22 protein-coding genes are annotated in these 23,998 nt (G+C 64.5%); 9 read left to right on the forward strand and 13 right to left on the reverse strand.

Going from position 1 to position 23,998, the window contains the following annotated elements:
- Positions 1-166: 166 nt before the first annotated feature.
- Together rstB and AC3WR3_RS14130 are read left to right on the forward strand one after the other, a co-directional pair.
- Positions 167-1,492, forward strand: a complete 1,326-nt coding sequence (gene rstB, locus AC3WR3_RS14125; protein WP_492292141.1) for a two-component system sensor histidine kinase RstB — start codon at positions 167-169, stop codon at positions 1,490-1,492.
- A 54-nt stretch (positions 1,493-1,546) separates the two neighbouring features.
- Entirely contained in the window at positions 1,547-1,726 is a 180-nt protein-coding gene (locus AC3WR3_RS14130; RefSeq protein ID WP_042649209.1) for a hypothetical protein, read from the forward strand.
- Positions 1,727-1,792: 66 nt separating this feature from the next.
- Here AC3WR3_RS14130 and AC3WR3_RS14135 read toward each other — a convergent pair whose 3' ends face one another.
- From AC3WR3_RS14135 to rpmE, 3 genes are all read right to left on the reverse strand, one after another.
- Positions 1,793-3,049, reverse strand: a complete 1,257-nt coding sequence (locus tag AC3WR3_RS14135; protein WP_492292142.1) for a malic enzyme-like NAD(P)-binding protein — start codon at positions 3,047-3,049, stop codon at positions 1,793-1,795.
- 178 nt (positions 3,050-3,227) lie between these two features.
- A complete protein-coding gene (locus tag AC3WR3_RS14140; RefSeq protein ID WP_492292143.1) occupies positions 3,228-4,661 on the reverse strand; it encodes a DUF2867 domain-containing protein in 1,434 nt (477 codons plus the stop codon).
- A gap of 122 nt (positions 4,662-4,783) precedes the next feature.
- On the reverse strand, positions 4,784-4,999 hold the full coding sequence (rpmE, locus tag AC3WR3_RS14145; protein ID WP_016352348.1) for a 50S ribosomal protein L31: 216 nt from the start codon (positions 4,997-4,999) through the stop codon (positions 4,784-4,786).
- A 148-nt stretch (positions 5,000-5,147) separates the two neighbouring features.
- Between rpmE and priA the strand changes: the two genes are divergently transcribed.
- A complete protein-coding gene (gene priA / locus AC3WR3_RS14150) occupies positions 5,148-7,355 on the forward strand; it encodes a primosomal protein N' (RefSeq protein WP_492292144.1) in 2,208 nt (735 codons plus the stop codon).
- Here priA and AC3WR3_RS14155 read toward each other — a convergent pair.
- Positions 7,352-7,891 carry a TetR/AcrR family transcriptional regulator gene (locus AC3WR3_RS14155; protein WP_492292145.1) on the reverse strand — a complete coding sequence of 180 codons (540 nt, stop codon included), beginning with the start codon at positions 7,889-7,891 and terminating at the stop codon, positions 7,352-7,354. The two genes, priA and AC3WR3_RS14155, sit on opposite strands and share 4 nt — an antisense overlap.
- A 94-nt stretch (positions 7,892-7,985) precedes the next feature.
- On the opposite strand from AC3WR3_RS14155, the gene AC3WR3_RS14160 reads away from it, so the two are divergent.
- The gene (locus tag AC3WR3_RS14160; RefSeq protein WP_247627572.1) at positions 7,986-8,438 is read left to right on the forward strand and encodes an HPP family protein; all 453 of its coding nucleotides are present in this window, start codon (positions 7,986-7,988) and stop codon (positions 8,436-8,438) included.
- A 52-nt stretch (positions 8,439-8,490) separates the two neighbouring features.
- Here the strand turns inward: AC3WR3_RS14160 and ompA are convergent, their stop codons facing one another.
- The 6 genes from ompA to ilvG all read right to left on the reverse strand — a co-directional run bounded on the left by ompA (position 8,491) and on the right by ilvG (position 16,251).
- The gene (ompA, locus tag AC3WR3_RS14165) at positions 8,491-9,612 is read right to left on the reverse strand and encodes a porin OmpA (RefSeq protein ID WP_492292146.1); all 1,122 of its coding nucleotides are present in this window, start codon (positions 9,610-9,612) and stop codon (positions 8,491-8,493) included.
- 251 nt (positions 9,613-9,863) lie between these two features.
- On the reverse strand, positions 9,864-11,396 hold the full coding sequence (gene ilvA / locus AC3WR3_RS14170) for a threonine ammonia-lyase, biosynthetic (RefSeq protein WP_202047679.1): 1,533 nt from the start codon (positions 11,394-11,396) through the stop codon (positions 9,864-9,866).
- A gap of 3 nt (positions 11,397-11,399) precedes the next feature.
- Positions 11,400-13,241, reverse strand: coding sequence for a dihydroxy-acid dehydratase (gene ilvD, locus AC3WR3_RS14175; RefSeq protein WP_492292147.1), 1,842 nt, complete (start codon positions 13,239-13,241; stop codon positions 11,400-11,402).
- 146 nt (positions 13,242-13,387) lie between these two features.
- The gene (locus AC3WR3_RS14180; protein ID WP_492292148.1) at positions 13,388-14,332 is read right to left on the reverse strand and encodes a branched-chain amino acid transaminase; all 945 of its coding nucleotides are present in this window, start codon (positions 14,330-14,332) and stop codon (positions 13,388-13,390) included.
- A 12-nt stretch (positions 14,333-14,344) separates the two neighbouring features.
- Positions 14,345-14,608, reverse strand: a complete 264-nt coding sequence (gene ilvM, locus AC3WR3_RS14185; RefSeq protein WP_139438078.1) for an acetolactate synthase 2 small subunit — start codon at positions 14,606-14,608, stop codon at positions 14,345-14,347.
- Positions 14,605-16,251 (reverse strand): acetolactate synthase 2 catalytic subunit, encoded by a 1,647-nt coding sequence (gene ilvG / locus AC3WR3_RS14190; RefSeq protein ID WP_492292149.1) that lies wholly within the window; start codon positions 16,249-16,251, stop codon positions 14,605-14,607. The genes ilvM and ilvG overlap by 4 nt, the downstream gene beginning before the upstream one ends.
- A 384-nt stretch (positions 16,252-16,635) precedes the next feature.
- Here ilvG and AC3WR3_RS14195 point away from each other — a divergent pair, with 384 nt between their 5' ends.
- The 3 genes from AC3WR3_RS14195 (at position 16,636) to yihG (AC3WR3_RS14205) (ending at position 20,142) form a co-directional block, all read left to right on the forward strand.
- Complete coding sequence (locus tag AC3WR3_RS14195) at positions 16,636-18,153, forward strand: YifB family Mg chelatase-like AAA ATPase (protein WP_492292150.1); 1,518 nt, start codon at positions 16,636-16,638, stop codon at positions 18,151-18,153.
- 132 nt (positions 18,154-18,285) lie between these two features.
- Positions 18,286-19,185 carry a 1-acylglycerol-3-phosphate O-acyltransferase, YihG family gene (gene yihG / locus AC3WR3_RS14200; protein WP_492292151.1) on the forward strand — a complete coding sequence of 300 codons (900 nt, stop codon included), beginning with the start codon at positions 18,286-18,288 and terminating at the stop codon, positions 19,183-19,185.
- Between the two features lie 9 nt (positions 19,186-19,194).
- On the forward strand, positions 19,195-20,142 hold the full coding sequence (gene yihG / locus AC3WR3_RS14205) for a 1-acylglycerol-3-phosphate O-acyltransferase, YihG family (RefSeq protein ID WP_492292152.1): 948 nt from the start codon (positions 19,195-19,197) through the stop codon (positions 20,140-20,142).
- Here the strand turns inward: yihG (AC3WR3_RS14205) and AC3WR3_RS14210 are convergent.
- Both AC3WR3_RS14210 and AC3WR3_RS14215 read right to left on the reverse strand, forming a co-directional pair.
- Positions 20,085-20,573 (reverse strand): 2-thiouracil desulfurase family protein, encoded by a 489-nt coding sequence (locus AC3WR3_RS14210; RefSeq protein WP_492292153.1) that lies wholly within the window; start codon positions 20,571-20,573, stop codon positions 20,085-20,087. The genes yihG (AC3WR3_RS14205) and AC3WR3_RS14210 overlap by 58 nt on opposite strands.
- A 77-nt stretch (positions 20,574-20,650) precedes the next feature.
- On the reverse strand, positions 20,651-21,301 hold the full coding sequence (locus tag AC3WR3_RS14215; protein ID WP_492292154.1) for an NUDIX hydrolase: 651 nt from the start codon (positions 21,299-21,301) through the stop codon (positions 20,651-20,653).
- A gap of 74 nt (positions 21,302-21,375) precedes the next feature.
- On the opposite strand from AC3WR3_RS14215, the gene AC3WR3_RS14220 reads away from it, so the two are divergent.
- Both AC3WR3_RS14220 and pncB read left to right on the forward strand, forming a co-directional pair.
- A complete protein-coding gene (locus AC3WR3_RS14220) occupies positions 21,376-22,011 on the forward strand; it encodes a nicotinamidase (RefSeq protein WP_492292155.1) in 636 nt (211 codons plus the stop codon).
- Between the two features lie 89 nt (positions 22,012-22,100).
- Entirely contained in the window at positions 22,101-23,279 is a 1,179-nt protein-coding gene (pncB, locus tag AC3WR3_RS14225) for a nicotinate phosphoribosyltransferase (RefSeq protein WP_247627583.1), read from the forward strand.
- Between the two features lie 69 nt (positions 23,280-23,348).
- Here the strand turns inward: pncB and AC3WR3_RS14230 are convergent, their stop codons facing one another.
- Positions 23,349-23,957, reverse strand: a complete 609-nt coding sequence (locus AC3WR3_RS14230) for a thiol:disulfide interchange protein DsbA/DsbL (protein ID WP_139438094.1) — start codon at positions 23,955-23,957, stop codon at positions 23,349-23,351.
- Between the last annotated feature and the right edge of the window lie 41 nt (positions 23,958-23,998).

Below are 23,998 nucleotides of genomic sequence, written 5' to 3' on the forward strand. Positions count from 1 at the left end.
ACGGTGCGCCAAAAGGGTTATCTGCTGGTGCCCCAGGCCTGGGAATAAGCTGTTACCGAATGATCTTGATGCTCTCCGCTCCCTTCTCCCCTTGCGGGAGAAGGGTTGGGGATGAGGGGACAACAAAACAACGCCAAGACGCAATCCAGGCAAGAGGAGAGCCTCCATGCGACGCCTGTTTATCCAGTTCTACCTGCTGCTGATCGGCTGCTTCGGCCTCGCCATCCTGCTCATCGGTCTGGTCTATCAGATCAGTGCCGAGCGGGCGGGAGATCGCTATCTGGAGCACATGATGCAGGGCTCCCTGGGGCTGCTCACTGGCGAGCTGGCCCGGCTGCCTCCCGCGCGCTGGCCCGCCCGCATGGGGGAGCAGAGCCACCAGCTCAACCTGCCGCTGCAGCTCGGCGCCCTCGCCAATCAGCCCCTGGCCAGGGAGGATCAGGCCTTCCTCGAGGCGGGCAACATCGTCATCGTCGAGGAGGATGACACCTTCCTGCAGCGCATCCCGGGCACCGATCAGGTGCTGATCGTCGGCCCCGTCCCCTATCTCTCCTACCTGCACGAGCTGCACTGGGTGGACGTGGGCCTGCTGCTGCTCATCGGCCTCTCCCTCGGCCTGCCCATCCTGCTCTGGCTGCGCCCCCACTGGCACGGCCTGCAACGGCTGGAGCAGACGGCCCGCCGGGTTGGTGACGGGGATCTCTCCTGCCGCACCGGCCTGCCCCCCGGCAGCAGCCTGGGCCGGGTCGGTCGCACCTTCGATCAGATGGCTGAGCAGTTGCAGACCATGCTGGCCAGCCGCAAGCAGCTGACCGACGCCATCGCCCACGAGCTGCGCACCCCCCTGGTGCGGCTGCGCTACCGGCTCGCCATGCTGGCCGAGCCTCCCTCGCCCGAGGAGCAGCAGGGGCTGGAGCGGGATCTCGGCGCCCTGGACGCCCTCATCGAGGAGATGCTCACCTACGCCAGGCTGGATCGCCCAGAGCTGCCGCTGCAGTGCAGCGATCTGGATCTGGGCAGTTGGGCCGGGGAGCGGCTCCCGGACTGGCAGGCGCTGCGCCCGGACAGGCGGCTCGCCCTCCAGCTGCCCGCCCATCCCCTGCCCTGGCGCGGCGACATCCGCCTGCTGGACAGGGCGCTGGAGAATCTCATCGGCAACGCCCTGCGCCACGCCACCAGCCGGGTGAGCCTCGCCATGAGTCGGCAGCAGGATCACTACCTGCTGGAGGTGACCGACGACGGCCCCGGCATAGATCCGGCGCTGGCGCCCCAGATCTTCGAGCCCTTCGTGCGGCTGGATCAGAGCCGGGACAGGCGCACCGGCGGCACCGGCTTGGGTCTCGCCATAGTGCGCAGCATAGCGCGCCACCACGGCGGCGAGGTGCAGTTGCTGCCCGCCGAGACGGGAGCCCGCTTCTGCCTCAGGCTGCCCGTACATTTGGATACACACCGTCACCAGTCCCTCACTGAAGTGCAGGCCCTGCAGCCCTAGGATGACGTCATGGAGAGCCGCTCCATGTCATCAAACCGAACGAGGAACTGGAATATGAAAAAGCTGATCCCCCTGAGCCTGGCTGCTGTCTTCGCCCTGACCTCCGGCTTCACCATGGCTGCCACCCCGACCAAGGCTGCCGCGCCCCACGCCACCCAGACCAAGGTGGTGAAAAAACATCACAAGGCGACCCATGCCGCACCGGCCGTGAAGGTGGCCCCCAAGACCAAGTAACAGGCGCACAAGCTCCCAATGAAAAGGGGCCCCATCATGGGGCCCCTTCTGTCGTGCTCAGTCGACTCAATCTTGCATGTAATCTGCCGGCAGCGCGATGCGTGCCACGCCGGAGGCCACCGCCGCCAGCGCCACGGCGCGGGCCACGCGGGGCAGCAGACGGGCATCCATCGGCTTGGGAATGACGTACTCCTTGCCGAAGGTGAGCTCACTCACCCCGGCGGCGGTCAGCACCTCGGCCGGGACCGGCTCCTTGACCAGGCCACGAATGGCCTCCACCGCCGCGACCTTCATGGCATCGTTGATGCGGCTGGCGCGGGCGTCCAGGGCACCGCGGAAGATGAAGGGGAAGCAGATGACGTTGTTGATCTGGTTCGGGTAGTCGGAGCGACCCGTGCCCATGATGAGATCGTTGCGCACCGAGTGTGCCAGGGCAGGCTTGATCTCGGGATCCGGGTTGGAGCAGGCGAAGATCACCGGATTGGGGGCCATCAGGGCCACCGCCTCGGCAGGCAACACGTCCGGACCGGAGACGCCGACAAACACATCCGCCCCGTCGATCACCTCCATCAGGGTACGCAGGGGGGTGTCGTTGGCGAAGCGCTGCTTGTACTGGTTGAGATCGGTGCGACCGCTGTGGATCACCCCCTGACGGTCCAGCATGAGGATGTTCTGTGGCGCAGCACCGCACTTGATCAGCAGGTCCATGCAGGCGGTGGCGGCGGCACCGGCGCCCATGCAGACGATGCGGCTCTGTTCGATGCGCTTGCCCTGCACTTCCAGCGCGTTGAGCAGACCGGCGGCGGTGACGATGGCGGTGCCGTGCTGATCATCGTGGAACACCGGGATGTCGCAGCGCTCGATCAGCGCCTGCTCTATCTCGAAGCACTCGGGAGCCTTGATGTCTTCCAGGTTGATGCCACCGAAGGTGTCGGCGATGGCGGCGACAGTGTCGATGAACTGCTGGCTGGTCTCGTGCTTCACCTCGATGTCGATGGCGTCGATGCCGGCAAAGCGCTTGAACAGCAGGGCCTTGCCCTCCATCACCGGCTTGGAGGCCAGCGGCCCCAGATTGCCCAGCCCCAGGATGGCGGTGCCGTTGGAGATGACGGCCACCAGGTTGCCCTTGCCGGTGTAACGGTAGGCATCGGCCGGGTTGGCGGCGATCTCGCGCACCGGCTCGGCGACACCCGGACTGTAGGCCAGGGCCAGATCCAGGGCGGTCTCTGCGGGTTTGGTGAGGGCGATGGCTATCTTGCCGGGAATGGGCTGGGCGTGGTAATCGAGCGCTTGTTGACGAAGATCGTGACGCAGATCGGACATGGGGGACCCCGATACGGAAGTGAGTGAGTGGTGCATTGGCTCGCCTGTGGCGAGGGCTCGGGATCATAAAGAAAACCACCGGGCTTTCACAGCAGAAAATATCGCCAAATCTCACTGATAGCCGACTCAGCAGCATCTCCCGCCACGCAAAGATACCCATTTAGTTATAGATCCGCTTTCAGTCCATCACGGGAATACCGGCCCTCGCCTCCGCCTGGCGGGCGATGGCCTCCGTCATCCCCTGGAAGATGAAGAGGTGGAAGGGCAGCATGGCGAGCCAGTAGGCCAGCCCCCAGGCTCCCTGGGGGTGCCAGTGGGCAGTCACCCGCAGCCGGGTCAGGCCGGACTCCTGGGGCTGGATGTTGAACTCCAGCCGCCCGACGCCGGGGGCCTTCATGTTGAACAGCAGATCCAGCCTGCGCCCCTCGTCCACCCCGAGGATCTGCCAGGAGTCCAGCATGTCCCCCTTCACGAAGCGATCCGGATTGGTGCGGCCCCGGGTGAGCGCCGGGCCCCCTATCAGGTGATCCATCCATTCACGCACCACCCACAGCTCGTTCATGTAGAAGTAGCGCTGCTCGCCCCCCAGCTGCTGCAGCACCTGCCACACCACCTCGGGGGAGGCGAGGCACTCGGCATCCCCGCTGGCGGTGCGATCGTAGAAGCCGTACTCGGGGTGACGCCAGCGCAGGCCGAGCGGCGTCTCCTCCCCCTGCTGCTCGGCGCCGAGTTTCTGCTCCAGCGCCAGGCTCTCCGTCAGCGCCTCGTCGAAGCTGAGCAGGTGCTGGGGCAGCAGGGCCCGCAAGGGGCCATCGTCGGCCGGGATGTCGTGCTTGAGGCCGCCCACCAGCGCCTTGGCGATGGGTTGGGGCACAGAGGTGGCAAACTGCAGCCACCAGGCGGAGAGCCGGGGGCTCAGGAAGGGGATGGGGATGATGGGGCAACGCTTGCCGATGTGGGCGGCGAACTTCTGCAACTGCTGCTGGTAGCTGAGCAGCTCGGGGCCCGCCGCGTTGAAGATGCGGCCATCCACCCCTGGCGCCTCCACCAGGCCGCCCAGATAGTGCAGCAGGTTGGAGAGCGCAATCGGCGGCGTGCGGGAGCGCACCCACTTGGGCGTCACCATCATGGGCAGGTTGAACACCAGATCCCGCATCACCTCGAAGGCGGCCGAGCCCGGCCCTATGATGATGCCGGCCCGCAGCTCCACCGTAGGCACGCCCGCGTCCCGAAACAGCTCGCCGCAGTGGCGACGGGAGTTGAGGTGGCGACTGTTGCAGGGGATCGGCTGTATGGCCCCCAGATAGATGATGCGGCGCACCCCGGCGGCGCGGGCGGCGGCGGCGAAGTTCTTCACACCCTGCTGCTCCAGCCGATGAAAACCGGCGCCTGCCCCCATGGCATGCACCAGATAGAAGACGGTATCCACCCCGGCCAGGGCCGGCAGCAGGGTGATGGGCTTGAGGCTGTCGGCGAGACGAAACTCCACTCCCTCCGGCAGGCGGCAGGGGCGGCGCGCACCGGCGATCACCCTGTAACCCAGCCCTTGCAGATGAGGCACCAAGTAGGAACCTATGTAACCCGCCGCACCCATCACCAGACAGTTTCGCATTCCGACACTCCTCATCCCCCATGGACTCGCACCACCATAGGGCAAAGCGCCGCGTTACAGAACGCCCACAAGCAAAAAAGGCGCCCGATGGGCGCCTTTTTCAGAATTCTTCAGAAGCAAGATTACTTCTTGGTGGTCATCGCACCGAAACGCTTGTTGAACTTGTCTACGCGGCCGCCGCTAGAAACTTCTTTCTGCTTGCCGGTATAGAACGGGTGGCACTCGGAGCACACGTCCAGGTTCAGATCTTTACCCAGGGTAGAGAAAGTGTTGATGACGTTACCGCAAGAGCACTTGGCGGTGATGGCTACGTAGTCAGGATGGATACCAGCTTTCATGGACAACCTCAATTGATAGGCCGTGTCGCCATCCGATCTCTTGTCGGACACCACACGATTGTTGAACACAGTTTCAAAGGCTGCGAATAATATAGGAAATGCCTGAGTTCAGGCAAGTGGCTTCGCAGAAAAAATAGGCAACCTTTTGGTGGATTCATCGCAAACGCTTGATCTGGTTCGTGTCGCTGTCCCGGTGCCCTTGCGCCGTCACTTCGACTATCTTTCTCCCCTGCCTTTACCTGCCCCCGGCTGCCGGGTCGAGATCCCGTTCGGCCCCCAGACCCTGGTCGGTCTGGTGGTGGATCACCCGACCGAGAGTCAGGTGCCCCGCGCCAAATTGAAGCCCTTGAAGCGGGTACTCGACACGGCCCCTGTGCTCGGGCCCGACATACTGGCGCTGATGGCCTGGAGCGCCAGCTACTACCAACATCCGCTGGGGGAGGTGCTGCCTCACGCCCTGCCGGTGCTGGTGCGCAAGGGGGAGCCCGCCGCCTACCGGGAGCTGGAGTTCTGGTTTGCCACCGAGGCGGGCATGGCGCTCGATCTCAACGAGCTCAAGCGGGCGGCCAAGCAGCAACAGGCCCTCGCCCTGCTGCGCAAGGGGCCGCAGACGCCGTCGGCGCTCAAGCAGGAGGAGATCCAGAGCGCGGCCCTCACCGCGCTGGAGAAGAAAGGACTGCTAGAGAAGCGCAGCCTGGAGCCGAGCCACGACGGCGACTGGGCTACCCATTTTGACGCGGGGGAAGGGCTGCGCCTCAACGGCGAACAGGCCCTGGCAGTGGCCGCCGTCACCAGCCAGAGCGACAAGTTCGGCGCCTTCCTGCTGGACGGCATCACGGGCTCCGGCAAGACCGAGGTCTACCTGAGCATCCTCGAGCCGTTGCTCAAGGCGGGCAAGCAGGCCCTGGTGATGGTGCCGGAAATAGGCCTCACCCCCCAGACCATCAACCGCTTCCGCCGTCGCTTCAAGGTGCCCGTGGTGGCGATGAACTCCGCCATGAACGACAGGGAGCGGCTCGATGCCTGGCTCGCCTGCCGGGACGGTGGCGCCGCCATCCTGATCGGCACCCGCTCCGCCGTGTTCACCCCGTTCAAGAACCTCGGCATCATCATCATCGACGAGGAGCACGACGGCTCCTTCAAGCAGCAGGACGGTTTTCGCTACCACGCGCGGGATCTCGCGGTGATGCGGGCCCATCGCGCCGGCATCCCCATACTGCTCGGTTCGGCCACCCCGTCGCTGGAAACCCTGCACAACGCCCGCAGCGGCAAGTATCACCACCTCAGCCTGACGCGGCGCGCCGGCAACGCCCAGACCGCCCGCCAGGTGATCCTGGACATCAAGAGCGTGCGGCTGCAGGCCGGGCTCTCCCCCCAGCTGGAGCAGCTGATGGCGGAGCATCTGGCGGCGGGCAACCAGGTGATGCTGTTCCTCAACCGGCGCGGCTATGCCCCTGCCCTCATCTGCCACCAGTGCGGCTGGAGCGCCGCCTGCGAGCGCTGCGATGCCTGGTACACCTGGCATCAGGCCGGGCGGCGCCTGCACTGCCACCACTGCGACAGCGTGCGCCCCCTGCCCCACCACTGCCCCGAGTGCGGCAGCCCCGAGCTGATCGGCTCGGGGGTCGGCACCGAGCAGCTGGAGCAGCTGCTCACCACTGTGTTCCCTCAATATCCAGTGGTGCGCATCGATCGGGACAACACCCGCCGCAAGGGGGAGCTGGAGACCCACCTCGGCGACATCAAGGCGGGCAAATACAAGATCCTGATCGGCACCCAGATGCTGGCCAAGGGCCACCACTTCCCGGATGTGACGCTGGTGGGCCTGCTGGATGTGGATGGCGCCCTGTTCAGTGCCGATTTTCGCGCCGCCGAGAAGCTGGCCCAGCTCTACACCCAGGTGGCGGGCCGGGCCGGTCGCGCCAGCAAGCCGGGGCTGGTGGTGCTGCAGAGCCACCACCCCGAGCATGCCCTGCTGCAGGATCTGACCCAGAACGGTTACGGCCACTTCGCCGACACCGCGCTCAAGGAGCGCCGCCTGCTGGGACTGCCGCCCTTCAGCTATCAGGGGTTGTTCCGGGCCGAGGCCAACGGCCGGGACGAGGTGCAGCTGTTCCTCACCCGTCTCGCCGATACCCTGCGCAGCGCCCGCTACCCCCAGGTGCAGGTGCTCGGGCCCATCAGCGGCTTCATGGAGCGCAAGGCGGGCAAGTTTCGCATGCAGCTGCTGGTGCAGGGGCCGAACCGGGCCCCCCTGGCCCAGTTGCTGGATTGGGCGGTGAAGGAGCTGGACGCCTGGCCGGAGACCAAGAAGGTGCGCTGGAGCCTGGACATAGACCCCACGGAGTTGAACTAGCGCCCCTCACCCAGCACGGCAGGTGCCATCACCCTGATCTGCTCCAGGGCCATTGGCTGCTGATAACTGTGTGCCATCACCACGGCCCCTTCCAGCAGCAGGCATAGCCCGGTGGCCTGCTCCTCGGTGCATTCGAGGGCATCCCTGACCCAGTTCAGCAGCGCCAGCTTGTGGGCCATAACCAGCTTGCGCACCGGATGGCGCGCATCAGAGAACTCAGCACTGGCATTGATGAAGTTGCAGCCGTAGAAATCGCTGCGGCCAAACCAGTCGGCAAAGCCGTCGAGCAGCGCCAGCAACCTCGCCTCCCGCCCCGACACCCCATCCATCCTGGCATCGAGCAGGGCAAAGAACTCCGCATCCCGCGCCATCAACACCGCCTCGATCAAGGCGTCCTTGGTGGGAAAGTGGCGATAAAGAGTGCGTTTGGTGCTGCCCGCCTCGGCCCAGATGCGATCGATGCCAGTGGCGTGAAAGCCATGGCGGTTGAACAGCCGGTAGGCTGTCGCCATCAGTTGTTGACGTTTCTCACTCACACTGATTTCCCTCTTGAAGTACACCGATCTGTCTACCTAATGTCGCAACTGAGATCAAGCAACCCGTCACACATTGAGGAGACAGAAGATGGAGATGAAACAATGGAGACCCGCCTTGCTGGCAGGCGCAGGCGCCAGCATGGCCATAGCCCTGCTCGGCTGGCTGGATCTGAGCTGGCAATTGACCCTGCTGATGGCACCCTTCGGGGCGAGCTGCGTGCTGCTCTTCTCCCTGCCACAAAGTCCGCTGGCCCGTCCGCAGAACGTGCTGGGAGGCCACCTGCTGTCGGCGACCCTGGGCTTGCTGGTGCAGTTGCTGCCCCTGCCCATGGAGCTCAAGCTGGCCCTCGGTGTGGGCCTCTCCGTGGCCATGATGCAGGGTCTGGGGCTGATTCATCCCCCCGCCGGGGCCAATCCACTGCTGGTGTTGCTTACGGCACAATCCTGGCCTTTCCTCTGGCAAACAGTTCTGCCCGGCGCCTTGCTGCTGATCATGGTGAGTCATTGCGCCAAGCGCCTGCAAACGTCAAGGCTCACACCCACATAAACAACGAGGGGGCCAAGGCCCCCTCGTTGTTTAATAGCAAGACAAAGATGGCTTATTCGGCTACCTGAGAGACCCCGGTCAGGCGCACCTCGACCCGGCGATCCGGGGCCAGACAGGCGATCATCTGCGCCTTGGCGCCTTCCGGGCAGCTGCCCCCCGTCACCGGTGACGACTCGCCCTGCCCCTCGGCCCGCACCTTGTCGGCAAACAGCCCCTTGGCAATCAGGTAGTCGGCCACAGTGCGGGCACGCTGCTCCGAGAGGGCCTGGTTGTAGGCATCGGATCCCAGCCGGTCGGTATGACCGATCACCGTCGCCACCCCGTCTTTCGGGTTGGCAGCCAGGATCTGGGCAAACAGGTTGTCGAGGGCCTGGCTGGCGGCCGGCTTCAGGGTCGCCTTGTTGAATTCGAACAAGACGTCCGAGTCCAGGCTGAACTGCTTCTCCACCAGCACGGGGGCCGGCTCAGGCACGGGAGCCGGCGTCGGCGCCACCGGCTCGTCACCGACTTGACCGAAGCGATAGAGCATGCCCACCGACAGCAGGCCGTTGTCCAGCTCTATGCCGGATTCATCCAGCGAGTCCTTGCCGAGCGGCGTGGTGTACTGGTATTCGAGGCGGGCGGCCCAATCCTTGTCGATGGCGTATTCGAGGCCCAATGCCCCCACAAAGGCGGCACCGTGATACTTGCCCCCGCCCGATGCCGAGAGGTTGTTGGTGCCATCGTTGGCCCAGGCACTGATGGAGCTGTCGGTCCAGGCATAGGCGCCCCCCAGCCGGCCGTAGATATCCAGGGCCTCGGTCGCCGGGAAGCCGATCTTCATGGTGGCCTGGATCATCTGGGCCTTGGCCTCCCCATCCAGTCCTGCCTCGACCCCGTTACTGCTGAAGCGCTGATCGACCTGATACTTGCCGAGCCAGTCATAGCCGAGCTCGACGGCCACATTGCGGTTGACCTGATAGCCGGCGAAGGCCCCCAGACCGAGATCGCTGTGGTCCTGGCCAGGATCAAAGGCATCTAACAGCTCCTTGACCTGATCGTCGTAATCCACCCCGTAAAAATTGGACCAGCCGGCCTTGCCGCCGACATACCAGGTGTTGTCCTGGGCGGCAGCCTGCACCGTCCCCGTTGCCATCAGAGCGCCGACGAAGACGGCGAGCATAGATCTGTTCATGGATGAGCCCCTGCAATGAATTGTTATGACGCGACTGCGCCTCTCTTCCCTGACGGGGCCCTGAACCCAAGCCCCGCACTCAGATTATCCCATCTGCAACCAGCCTCAAACGACCAGGGCCTCAGGAGTGTGATATTGGCGACATTATCGACCACCGCGCCCCCAATCATGGGGGGTTGGAACGTCGCCCATAAAAAAACGAAGAGCCAGGCTCTTCGTTTTCATCTCGAGGCGGGATGGTCAAGCCGCCGTCACTGACTGCCCTGGCTCGCCAGGAACAGGCGGTAGGCGGGATCCTCGCTCACCTCCTTCCAGCCGTAGCCAATCTCGTGCAGGTAGTCGTGGAAGGCGGCCACGTCCTCGTCCGGCAGCTCGAAGGCACACAGCACCCGGCCATAGTCGGCGCCGTGGTTGCGGTAGTGGAACAGGCTGATGTTCCAGCGGCAACCCAGGGTCTCGAGGAAGCGCATCAGGGCGCCCGGCTGCTCCGGAAACTTGAAGCTGTAGAGACGCTCACCGAGGGGCCGGGCCGGGCGGCCGCCAATCATGTAGCGCACGTGGTTCTTGGCCAGCTCGCTCTCGGTCATGTTGACCACCGGATAGCCGTTTTCCTCCAGCTGCTGCTGGATCTGGCCCAGCTCCTCGTCACCCCCGGTGAGGCGCACCGAGACGAACAGGGAGGCCTGGGCCGCATCCGCGTAGCGGTAGTTGAACTCGGTCACCATGCGGGGCCCAAGCTGACGGCAGAAGTCGAGGAAGGCCCCCTTGCGCTCGGGGATGGTCACCGCCAGCATGCCCTCGCGCTTCTCGCCGATCTCGCAGCGCTCGGAAACATAGCGCAGGCTGTGGAAGTTGACGTTGGCGCCGGACAATATGGCCGCCATCCGGCCGCCCTTGACCTGTTCCCGCTCGCTGTAGGCCTTGAGGCCCGCCAGGGACAGGGCCCCCGACGGCTCGGCGATGGCGCGGCAGTCGTCGAAGATGTCTTTCAGCGCCGCGCAGATCTGGTCGTTGGAGACGGTCACCACCTCGTCCAGATACTGGTTGCACAGGCGGAAGGTCTCCTCGCCGATGCGCTTGACCGCCACCCCGTCCGCAAACAGGGAGACCCGCTCCAGGTTGACCGGCTCACCGGCTTCCATGGCTGCCTTGAGGCAGGCGGAGCCCTCGGCTTCCACCCCGATCACCTTGACATCCGGCAGCAGCTGCTTGATGTAGACAGCCACCCCGGCGGCCAGGCCGCCCCCCCCCACAGGCACGAACACATGGGTCAGGTGGGTGTCCTGCTCCAGCAGCTCCTTGCCTATGGTGCCCTGGCCCGCGATCACCTCGACGTCGTCGAACGGCGGTATCAGGGTATAGCCCTCGGTCTCGGCGAGGCGCCGACTCTCCGCATAGGCCTCGTCGAAGCTGTTGCCAAACAGCAGCACGTTGCCACCCAGGCGGCGCACCGCATCGATCTTGATGTCCGGCGTGGTCTTGGGCATCACTATGATGGCCTTGATGCCGAGCTTGGCCGCCGACAGCGCCACCCCCTGGGCATGGTTGCCGGCCGAGGCCGCCACCACGCCGTGGGATTTCTGCTCGGCGCTCAGGGTGGCGATCTTGTGGTAGGCACCCCGCAGCTTGAAGGAGTGCACCGGCTGCAGGTCTTCCCGCTTGAGCGCCACCTGGTTGCCGAGTCGCTCGGAGAGTTTTTTCAGGGTCTGCAAGGGTGTCACCCTCGCCGCCTCATAGACGGGGGAGAGCAACACCTTGCGTAGATAATCAGCCGCAGAGACCATGGCTTACTCCTCCAGCTTGCTAAGGTCGCGCACCGCGCCCTTGTCGGCGCTGGTGGCGAGCATGGCGTAGGCACGCAGGGCGTAGGAGACCTTGCGCTGACGGTTCAGCGGCTTCCAGCCACGGGCCGAGGCTGCCACGCGGCGAGTGGCCAGCACGCTGTCAGCCACCTCCAGCACCATGCTGCGGGCCGGGATGTCGATGTTGATGATGTCCCCATCCTCCACCAGCCCTATGGTGCCGCCGGAGGCCGCCTCGGGAGAGACGTGACCGATGGAAAGGCCAGAGGTGCCGCCGGAGAAGCGACCGTCTGTGATGAGGGCGCAGGCCTTGCCGAGCCCCATGGACTTGAGATAGGTGGTGGGGTAGAGCATCTCCTGCATGCCGGGGCCGCCCCTGGGCCCTTCGTAGCGGATCACCACCACTTCACCGGCCTTGACTGTGCCGTCCAGGATGCCGGCGACCGCCGTGTCCTGGCTCTCGAACACCCGGGCCGGGCCGCGGAAGCAGAGGTTCTCGTCATCCACCCCGGCAGTCTTGACGATGGCACCATCGAGGGCCAGGTTGCCGGAGAGCACCGCCAGTCCCCCTTCCAAGCTGTAGGCGTTGTCCAGGGAGCGGATGCAGCCTTCTGCCCGGTCCAGATCCAGCTCGGGCCAGCGGCAATCCTGGCTGAATGCCTTGGTGGTGCGAATACCGGCCGGGCCGGCGCGGTAGAAGTCGTGCACCGCCTTGTCGTCGCAGCGGCTGACGTCGTACTGCTCCAGCAGCTCGTGCAAGCTGGTGCCGAGCACGTTGCGGGTATCCCCGTGCACCAGCCCGGCCTTCTCCAGCTGGCCCAGGATGGCGACCACGCCACCGGCGCGGTGCACGTCTTCCATATGGTATTTCTGGGTGGACGGGGCCACCTTGCACAGCTGGGGCACCTTGCGGGACATGCGGTCGATGTCGGCCATGGTGAAGTCCACCCCGGCCTCCTGGGCCGCCGCCAGCAGGTGCAGCACCGTATTGGTGGAGCCGCCCATGGCGATGTCCAGGGCCATGGCGTTCTCGAACGCCGCCTTGGTGGCGATGTTGCGCGGCAGGGCGCTCTCGTCATCCTGCTGGTAGTAGCGATTGGCCAGAGCGACGATGCGCTGACCCGCCAGCTTGAACAGCTGCTCCCGATCGGCATGGGTCGCCAGCAGGGAGCCGTTGCCCGGCTGGGAGAGACCCAGCGCCTCGGTCAGACAGTTCATGGAGTTGGCGGTGAACATGCCGGAGCAGGAGCCGCAGGTGGGGCAGGCGCTGCGCTCGATCTGATCGCTCTGGGCATCGGAGACCTTGGGGTCGGCACCCTGGATCATGGCGTCCACCAGATCCAGCTTGATGATCTGCTCGGAGAGCTTGGTCTTGCCCGCCTCCATGGGGCCACCGGAGACGAAGATCACCGGTATGTTGATGCGCAGGGCGGCCATCAGCATCCCCGGGGTGATCTTGTCGCAGTTGGAGATGCAGACCATGGCGTCGGCGCAGTGGGCGTTGACCATGTACTCCACCGAGTCGGCGATCAGCTCCCGGGACGGCAGGGAATAGAGCATGCCGCCGTGGCCCATGGCGATGCCGTCATCCACGGCGATGGTGTTGAACTCCTTGGCGACGCCGCCGGCGGCCTCGATCTCCCGGGCCACCAGCTGGCCCAGATCCTTGAGGTGGACGTGACCGGGCACGAACTGGGTGAAGGAGTTGACCACGGCAATGATGGGCTTGCCGAAATCCTGATCTGTCATGCCGGTGGCACGCCAGAGGGCGCGGGCCCCGGCCATGTTACGTCCGTGGGTGGTGGTGGCGGATCTCAACTTCGGCATTGTCTCTACTCCCTGAATGCCCCTGGGGCGCATTGTCTTTCAACATGAATGTGTGATTCGCGGATCGGGAATCGATCCTGGTGAAGGCACCACGGGGAGCCTTCACCGGAAGCGACTCGGGGAGGCGTGACGCCTCCCCTCTCTCATCAGTCGTTGACCGGCGTCAGCCAGCCCCACTTGTCCTCGGTCTTGCCGTTGAACAGGCCGAAGAAGGCGTTCTGCAGCTGCTCGGTCACGGGGCCACGGCTGCCAGAGCCCACCTTCATCCGATCGACGGAGCGCACCGGGGTCACCTCGGCCGCCGTGCCGGTCATGAAGATCTCGTCCGCCACGTAGAGCGCCTCGCGAGGCAGTGCCTGCTCGCGCACCTCATACCCCAAGTCACGAGCCAGCGTCATGATGGTGTCGCGGGTGATACCGGGCAGGATGGCGGCGGTGGCGGGCGGGGTGAACAGCACACCGTTCTTCACCAGGAACAGGTTCTCCCCCGCCCCTTCGCTCAGGTAGCCGTTCACGTCCAGCGCCAGCCCCTCGGCGAAGCCGTTACGCTTGGCCTCGCGACTGATCAGCTGGGACGACAGGTAGTTGCCCCCGGCCTTGGCGCCTGTGGGTATGGTGTTGGGAGCGAGCCGGCTCCAGGAGGTGACGCACACATCCACCCCGTTTTTCAGCCCCTCCTCTCCCAGATAGGCCCCCCAGGGCAGGGCCGCGACCATGAGATCGGCTTTGGCATCCAGCGGCGGATGCAGCCCCAGCCCCACGTTGCCGACAAAGGCCAGCGGGCGCAGGTAGCCGCTCTTCAGGCCGTTCTCGCGCACCACGGTGCGGCAGGCATCATTCACCTCGGCCTCGCTGTAGGGCACGTCCATCCAGTAGATCTTGGCGGAGTCGAACAGGCGGCGGGTGTGCTCCTGCAGGCGGAAGATACAGGTCCCCTTGGGGGTGTCATAGGCGCGCACCCCTTCGAAGACCGAGGAGCCGTAGTGCAGGGCGTGGCTCATGACGTGCACCTGGGCATCCTGCCAGGGCACCAGTTTGCCGTTGAACCAGATGTATTGCGGGTGAGTGGCGGATTGGGAAGGCTGTGACATTGGCTTGGCTCCTTAAGCGCTGATCCGGGGTTGCTGTTCCAGTGCATCGACCCGGGAGACATCCACCAGCTTGACCAGCTGGCTCCACAACTGCTGGATGGGACGCTCCGACTCGACAGTAACCGTGATCCGCAGCTGTTGGCAATCCTGCTCCATGTTCAGAGCGCAGAGAGCGAAGCCACGGTGACGCACCACCCGCAGCACCCGCTCCATCACTTCGGGTCTGGGCTGGGCGTGGATATGCAGGGTGTGTTGGTGAAAGCTGTGCTGCTTCATGGGCGTTGCTCCATCATCTTGTGGTTGGCGACTCCCGGCGGAACCAGGGGCCAGACGTTTTCTTCCTCTGAAATGGCCACATGCAGCAGGTAGGCACTCTCGCTTGCCAGCAGGCGATCGAGTGCACCGGCTATCTGCTCCTTGCATGTGATGGTTTCGCCCGGGATGCCGAACGCGGCGGCCAGGGCGATGAAATCCGGGTTGTCGGAGAGGATGGTCTCGCTGTAGCGACCGTCGAAGAACAGCTCCTGCCACTGGCGCACCATGCCGAGGCGTTGATTGTCGATCAGCACCATCTTCACCTTGAGCTGGGCCCGGCGTATGGTGCCGAGCTCCTGCACGTTCATCATGAAGGAGCCGTCACCGCTCACCAGCACCACCTCGTCATTCGGGCGCGACATCTTGGCGCCGATGGCGGCGGGCAGGCCGAAGCCCATGGTGCCGAGGCCCGCGCTGGAGAGGTGATTGCGCGGGCTGGTGAAGCGCATGTGCTGGGCCACCCACATCTGGTGCTGACCCACGTCGCAGGCCACCACGCTGGTGTCCGGCAGGCGGGCCGAGAGCTGCTTGAGCAGGGCCGGGGCATAGATGGGCTGGCCGGGGTGGTCGTAGCGGAAGGCATATTCGCGAGCCATGGCGGCGCAGTGCTCACGCCAGGGATCGATCGCCAGCGCCATGGCCAGGGCGGGCAACACCCGCTTGAGATCCGTGGTGATGCCCACGTCGGCGGCGCGGCGCTTGCCGAACTCGGCGGCATCCACGTCCAGGTGGATCACCCTGGCCTCGGGAGCGAACTCCTCCAACTTGCCGGTCACCCTATCATCGAAACGGGCGCCCACCACCACCAGCAGATCGCACTGCTGCACCGCATAGTTGGCGGCCTTGGTGCCGTGCATGCCGAGCATGCCGAGGTAGGCGGGGCTGTCGGGGTCGAGGGCACCTATCCCCTTGAGGGTGGTGACCGCCGGCATGCCGGTGGCGGCGGCAAAGTCCCGCAGCTGCTGCTCCGCATTGGCCATGCCCACACCACCGCCGACATAGAGCACCGGGCGCTCGGCGGCGGCCAGCAGGGTGCGGGCCAGGGTCAGCTCGGCCGGATTGAGGGGCTCGGGCTCCTCCACCGCAAACAGCGGGCTCTGGGTCGGCACGGCGGCCAGCTGCACATCCTTGGGAAAATCGATCAGCACAGGACCCGGACGCCCCTCGATGGCGATGGCGAAGGCTTCCGCCAGCACCCGACCCAGATCGGCGGCATCGGTCACCATAAAGGAGTGCTTGGTGCAGGAGAGGGACATGCCGAGCACGTCGACCTCCTGAAACGCATCCGTGCCGACGGCGGCGCAAGGCACCTGACCGCTGATGGCGACCAGGGGCACGGAATCGAGCAGCGCCTCCGCCAGGCCGGTCACCAGGTTGGTGGCCCCAGGGCCCGAGGTGGCGATGCAGACCCCCACCTGGCCGGAGGCGCGGGCATAACCCACGGCGGCCATGGCGGCACCCTGCTCGTGGCGGCAGAGCTGATGGGCCAGGCCACCGTCATACAGGGCGTCGTAGACCGGCATGATGGCCCCGCCCGGGTAACCAAACACCTGGGTCACACCCTGTTTCTTGAGAGCCTGTACCAAAAACTGCGCGCCGTTCATGTGGAAAATCCTGTCCTTTGGTCGAAAAAAAACCCCCGGGCCGTGAGGCTCGGGGGTCGCTTGTTTCGTTCTGTCCGGTGGTGGGTCTATCCCTTGTTCCGTGCAGCTAAACGAGCCCCGAGCGGTGAGATAATAATCACCACTAGGACCACAATAATGCTGACGAAACGGGAGGCCATGTTCATAGTTACAACCGGAAATCCTGTGAAATGGGGACGGTTTGCACCGCGAATGGCTATTAGAACTAGCACGGTGATTTTTATTGGGCAAGCATTTTTTACCTGACAAGACTCTGATTTTGACTGTTCGGCAAGCTGCTCTCTGGAACAAAAAACTAATAAAAAACGGTTAACCAGCACATACATCAAACCAAGGACGGGATTTATGTCATTAGCTGTGGTTTATAGCCGTGCCAGCCTGGGGATCGCGGCGCCGCAAGTCACGGTGGAAGTCCATTTATCCAACGGGCTGCCCGCCTTCAACATGGTGGGCCTGCCGGAAACCTCGGTGAAGGAGTCGCGGGATCGGGTGCGCAGCGCCCTGCTCAACGGCAACTTCGAGTTCCCCTCCAAGCACATCACGGTCAACCTGGCCCCCGCCGATCTGCCCAAGGAGGGAGGCCGTTTCGATCTGGCCATCGCCATCGGCATTCTCGCCGCTTCCAAGCAAATACCTGCAAAATACCTGCTCGATCACGAATTTTTAGGGGAGCTGGCCCTGACCGGCGAGATCCGTCCCGTGCTCGGCGTGCTGCCCGCCGTGCTCGCCTGCCGCGACGCGGGGCGCACCCTGCTGGTACCGCGAGAGAACGGCCCCGAGGCCTCCCTCATCCAGGATGCCGAGGTGCGCACCGCCCACCAGCTGCTGGCCGTCACCGCCTGGCTGGCGGGTCAGTACGAGCTGCCCCTGCCGGAGCCCCAGACCACGGACGCCCTGCCCGACGTGCCGGATCTGCAGGACGTGATCGGCCAGTCCCAGGCCAAGCGGGCGCTGGAGATCGCCGCCGCCGGCAGCCACAACCTGCTGTTCATCGGCCCGCCCGGCACCGGCAAGAGCATGCTGGCGAGCCGATTGCCCGGCATACTGCCGCCGCTGAGCGAGCAGGAGGCGCAGCAGACCGCCGCCATCCACTCCATCGGCGGCCTCACCCCCCGCGCCGGTCACTGGCATCACAGGCCCTATCGCACGCCGCACCACAGCGCCTCGGCGGTGGCCCTGGTGGGGGGCGGCAGCCACCCGAGGCCAGGGGAAATCTCCCTGGCCCACAACGGGGTGCTGTTTCTCGACGAGTTGCCTGAGTTCGAACGCAAGGTGCTGGACTCCCTGCGAGAGCCGCTGGAGACGGGCCACATCACCATCAGCCGCGCCGCCCGCCAGGTGGACTTCCCCGCCCGTTTCCAGCTGGTGGGCGCCATGAACCCCAGCCCCTGCGGCCACTACGGGGACGGCCAGACCCGCTCCAGCCCGGATCAGATACTGCGCTACCTCGGCAAGCTCTCGGGCCCCTTCCTCGATCGGTTCGATCTGACGGTGGAGGTGCCGCTGCTGCCCAAGGGGAGCCTGACCGGCAAGGCGGAGCGGGGGGAGTCTAGCCGGCAGATCCGCGATCGGGTACTGGCAGCGCGGGAGCGCATGCAAAGCCGCAACGGCAAACTCAACAACCTGCTTGATAGTCGTGAGATAGAGGATATTTGCCGATTATCGCCGCAAAATGCCGAATTTCTGGAGAACGCCATCCAGAAGCTGGGGCTCAGCATCCGCGCCTGGCACCGCATACTGCGGGTGTCGCGCACCATAGCGGATCTGGCGGGGTGCCCCGCCATCGAGAAGGAGCATCTCATCGAGGCGCTCGGTTACAGGGCCATGGACAGGCTGCTGTCACGACTGCGCAGCGGCCAGTGATCGCGACATGATGGCGAGGAGATCCCGGCGTCAATGCGGTGCATTCATGGTCTAGCGCCGGATCGGCTGATATTATGGCCACAGATCTGACCACCTGGTTGCCACCCACAGACACGAAAACGGATCCGATTCATGCACAACAAGCTGATAGAGCGGCTGCGCGGCTGCCTCTCGACCCTGCTCTATTTCCTCAACACCCTCTTCTGGTTTGTCCCCATACTGCTGCTCGGCCTCGTCAAGCTGCTGCTGCCGCTCAAGGGCTGGCGCACCCTCTGCAACGCCCTGCTGGACGGCTGTGCCGGCTGCTGGATAGGTTTCAACAACCTGATCCAGAAAATCATCATCAGAACCCCTTTCGAGGTGGTCGGAGTGGACAAAGGGCGCCGGAATGAGTGGTATATGGTGGTTGCCAACCATCAATCCTGGGTCGACATACTGGTACTGCAGCGGATTTTTAATCAAAAAATTCCCTTCCTGAAGTTTTTCCTCAAGAAAGAACTGATTTGGGTACCTTTTCTCGGTCTGGCCTGGTGGGCTCTGGACTTCCCCTTCATGCGGCGATATTCACGCAGCTTGCTGGAAAAGAAGCCGCATCTGAAGGGAAAAGACATAGAAACGACGCGCAAGGCCTGTGCCAAGTTCCGCCACATTCCGGTGAGTGTGATGAACTTCGTGGAGGGCACCCGCTTCACCGCCCACAAGCACGACAAACAGGGCGCGCCCTATCGCCACCTGCTGCACCCGAGGGCTGGCGGCATCGCCTTCACCCTGGCGGCCATGGGGGATCAACTGCACAAGCTGGTGGATGTGACCATCGCCTATCCGGGCGGCATCCCCAGCTACTGGGACTTCATGTGCGGTCGGGTCAAGGAGATCAAGGTTCGGGTCCGCTTTCTGCCGATCGAACGCAATCTGGTGGGGGATTACTTCAATGACCCCGAGTTCCAACAAGAGTTTCAACAGTGGCTGAACGGGATCTGGCGCGAGAAAGACCAGACCCTGGGTCAGCTGCTGGCGGACAAGACGCAGTAAACGACACCCATGCTAAGCCTGCTCCCCGGCCCCCTGGTGCTGCTCATCAGCGCCGGCCTGACCATATTGTTCACCGCCCTGTGCGCCAGCCTGATCCTGCTGGTCTCCCTAGGGAAATTGCTGTTGCCCATCCCGGCCTTAGGCCGTGCCTGCAGCCGGCTCAACAATGGCTTCATGAGGCTGTGGCTGGGCTGCAACGCCCTGGTGATCCGCCTCACCACCCGCATCGACTGGCAGCTCGAGGATGAGACCCGGCTGCGCAAGGATGGCTGGTACCTCATCATCAGCAACCACATGAGCTGGACCGACATAGTGGTGCTGGGCCACCTGTTCCGGGACAGGCTGCCGGTGCCCAAGTTCTTCATGAAGCACGAGCTCATCTACATACCGCTGCTGGGGCTCGCCTGCTGGGGGCTCGACATGCCCTTTATGCGCCGCTACTCACGGGAGTTTCTGCTGCGCAACCCGCACCTGAGGGGCAAGGACATAGAGACCACCCGCCACGCCTGCGAGAAGTTTCGCCACATCCCCACCACAGTCATCAACTTCGTGGAGGGGACCCGCTTCACCGAGGCGAAGCGAGAGGCGACCCGTTCCCGCTACCGCCACCTGATGCCCCCCAAGGCGGCGGGGCTCGCCTTCACCCTGGCGGCCATGGGGGAGCAGTTCGACAGCCTGATCAACGTCACCATCCGCTATCCGGACAACAGCGAAACACCGTTCAAGGACTTCCTGATGGGGCGGATGAAGCGCATTCAGGTGCGTATCGAGGAGTTGCCGGTGGATGAGGCGCTGGTGGGGGACTACTTCAACGACAAGCAGTTCAAGCGCGGTTTTCAGGCCTGGCTGAACCAGCGCTGGCAGGAGAAGGACGAGGTTCTGGAAGAGTGGCAGCAAGCTCAGGAGCCCGCTGCGGTGGCCGCCAGGGAGAGGGCCGACGCCAGCTCGGGCAACTGATCCTCGCTGAACACCTGAATGCCGTGACGGCGCAGCAGGGCCGTGGTCTTGCCCTCTCCCGCCATGGAGACGCCTTCAAAGTGGCCGTTGTAGATGCGACCACTGCCGCAGGAGGGGCTCCCCTCCTTGAGCAGGGCAAAGCGAATGCCCTGTGCCAGGCAGAGCCCGAGCGCCAGCTCGGCGCCGCGATCGAACTCGGCCGTCACATCCAGTCCACTCTCGGTCAGCACCCGCTCGCCCTGCCGCTCGGCGGGTGGACGGGGGGTCGGCAAGCCGCCCGCCACCTCGGGGCAGAACGCCAGCGCCCTCCCCTCGGCCCCCAGCGCCTTCAGCCAGTCGCTGACGATCCCCTTGCTCTGACCGTCGTAACGCACCGGCTGGCCCAGCAGGCAGGCACTCACCAGCACCTTGTGCATTCCCGTCTCTCCCATGCTGTCACTCCCTGTGTGAGGGTGCCCGCGCACCAGACCCGCTATCGGGCGACAATCCGGCTTTCGCAGGCACCGGCTTATGCTTCCGCGCCGTGCATCACCTGATCGAACATCACGCAGCAGGGGTTCTCCAGCCGGTAGAGAATGGCGGGCCTCTGCTTGCCGGTGCGCTTGCGGCCGGTATCCACCAGGATGTCGGCGCGATGGATCCGCTTGCGAAACGCCGCCGTGTTCATGGGGGTCTGCAGGACTATCTCGAACGCCCGCTGCACCTCGGAGAGGGTGAACTCGACTCCCAGCAGTTGCAGCGGCAGTGTGCTGTAGCGGCTCTTGATGCGCAGCCGCTCCAGCCCCATGGCGACCAGCTGGCCGTGATCGAAGGCAAGATCGAGGCCAGGCAGGGCCGAAAGCGGGTGCCAATGACCTCGCACGGCTTCCGCTTCCGGCTCCACCAGACAGAGATAGACCAGGGTGGTGGACCAGCCACGGGGATCCCGTTCCAGATTGCCGAGGGTACAGACCTGCTCGCTGTAGCAATGACCCAGCCCCCACTCCCCCAGCAGGCGGTGACGGGCGGCATCCAGATCCCGATCCCGGGTCTCGTCGATGCGCAGGGCCGGCAGCTGCCAGCAGTGGCTAAAGGGAGGGCGATCCCGGGTCTCGAGGAGCAGCTCGAGCCGCTCCTCGTGCAACCGCAGCACCACCATATCCAGACTCATTCTCGGCATCCTGGTCGACCTGCTCGCCTTCTAATAATGTTTGGTAGATAATATCACAAGAATATTATGTGCAGGAGCCACCCATGGGAACCATCGCCAGCCTGGATATAGATGCGCAGAAGGGATTCACGCCCCTCTGCCCGAACGAGCTGCCCGTCGCGGGCGGGGCTGACATAGTGGCCGCTCTCAACGCGCAGGCCGCCCTCGCCAGCCTGCGAGTCGGCAGCAAGGACGCCCACCCAGCGAACGCCGCCTGGGTCGTGACAAACCCCGCCGCCATGCTGCAACCGCTGGACCTGCCCAACGCCGATCTCACCTGGCCGGCCCATTGCGTGCCGGGCACCCCGGGCTTCGAACTGCTCGATGGCCTGCCCGCCCCCATCGACTATGACTTCTTCGTCTGGAAGGGGGTCGAGCCGGACCTGCATCCCTATGGCGCCTGCTACCATGACCTGGCCGAGCGGCGCAGCACCGGGCTTATCGAATTCCTGCAAGCACGGGGGGTCAGCACAGTGCTGGTGGGGGGCCTCGCCACCGACTACTGCGTCAAGACCAGCGTGCTGCAGCTGCGCCGCGCCGGTTTCCGGGTGATCGTCCATCTCGATGCCTGCCGTGGCATAGCGCCAGAGACTGTGGCCCAGGCCCGCACCCGGATGACCGAGGCCGGCGCCGAACTGGCCCAGACCCTGGTCGATGTACAACGCCTGCTGGACGCCTGATATGTCACCCATTTTTTCCCGCCAACCCGATACCGGCGCCTGCAATCTACATATGCGGCTGGCGTTCGCCCGCCTGCGGGGAGTCTGATATGCCACCCATCCTCACCAGCCTGCTCGACACCGACGCCTACAAGCTGCACATGCAGCAGGCGGTGTTCCATCGTTACCCGGATGCCGAGGTGGTGGCCGAGTTCCACAGCCGCAACGAGGAAGATCTGCTGCCCATGATGGGTGAGATCGAGGAGCAGCTGCGCCTCGCGGGCTCCCTGCGCCTGACCGAACCCGAACTCGATTTCCTGGCCGAGCGCCCCTTCTTCACCGCCGATTACCTCGATCACCTGCGCCGCAAGCCGCTGGATGCCTCCCTGCTCAAGGTATTCGAGCAGGATGGCCGCATCAATGTGCGGGTCGAGGGGCCCTGGCAGGACGTGATCCTGTGGGAGATCCCGGTGCTCGCCATCATCAGCGAGATGCGCAACCGCTTCCGCTATCCCCAGTTCGGGGTGAGCCAGGCCCTGGCGCGGCTGGATCAGAAGATCGACAAGCTGGAGCGGGAACTCAGCCCCGAGGAGATGAGCGAGTTCAACCTCATCGACTTCGGCACTCGCCGCCGCTTCTCCCATGCCGTGCAGGATGCGGTGGTGGGTCGCCTCAAGGAGCGGCTGCCGGCATTTCGGGGCACCAGCAACTACCAGCTGGCCCAGAAGTACCGGCTGCCGGCGGTGGGCACCCAGGCCCACGAGTGGTTCCAGGCCCACCAGCAGCTCGGCTTCCCGCTGGAACACAGCCAGCGGGCCGCCCTCATCAGCTGGCTCGACGAGTTCACCAACCACCTGGGCATAGCCCTGACCGACTGCATCACCATGGATGCCTTCCTGCGCGACTTCGATTTCGAGCTGGCCAGCCGCTATCAGGGGCTGCGCCACGATTCCGGCGACCCCGTGGTGTGGGGCGAGAAGGCCATCAGCCACTACCAGCGGCTCGGCATAGATCCCAAGGACAAGACGCTGGTCTTCTCCGACGGTCTCAACCTCGACAAGGCCGTCGAGCTACTGCGCCACTTCCGTGGCCGCATCAACACCAGCTTCGGCATCGGCACCAAGCTCACCTGCGATCTGCCCGGCGTCAGCCCGATGAACATCGTCTTCAAGCTGATGGAGTGCAACGGCGGCCCGGTTGCCAAGATCTCCGACAGCCCGGGCAAGACCCTCTGCCGGGACGCGGACTTCATCCGCAACCTCAAGCAGGCCTTCCACGTCGGGGTGTGAACAGGAACAGCAGACAACAAAAAGCCCGCCGGTTCGCACCGGCGGGCTTTTTTATCGACTCCGGAGAGGTCAGTCTTTCTTGGCCAGCAGGAATTTCACCAGCTGGTTGAACTGCTCCTGGGAGGTGATGGATTCAATCTTCACCATGTATTTGCCGTTCACCAGGAAGGCCGGCACACCGCGCACGTTGTAGCTCTCGGTGTTGCGATCGAACTGGGAGACCATGCCGGAGACGGCGAAGCTGTCGACGGCACCGTCAAACTCTTCGGCCGGTACGCCGTTGTCCACGAAGATCTGCTTCACGTCGGCACGGCTCTGCGGCACCTGACGCTGGGTGTGGATCTTGTCGAAGATGACCGGGGTCAGCTTGCCTTCGACGTTCAGCAGGTTGGCGACGGCATAGGCGCGTTGCATCTCCGGGCCCATCTCACGGCCCAGGAAGGCCACCGGGTTCTTCTTCATCGGCACGCCTTCCGGCAGGCTCTTCTTCAGATCTTCGGCGATCGGCTCGAACTTGGCGCAGTGAGGGCAGAAGTAGGAGAAGAACTCCAGCACTTCAGGTTGGGCGCTGCCGGTCTGGGTGACCACGTCATAGTTGACGCCTTCCTTGAATTCCGGGGCGGCGTGAACCATGGGGATCATCAGCATGGCAGCGAGGAAAAATAGTACTTTTTTCATGACGTTTCCTGTTAAGGGATCACTGTGAGGCACGCCCGGCG

Source organism: Aeromonas sp. EU05-FHT14A05 (genome assembly GCF_058791175.1).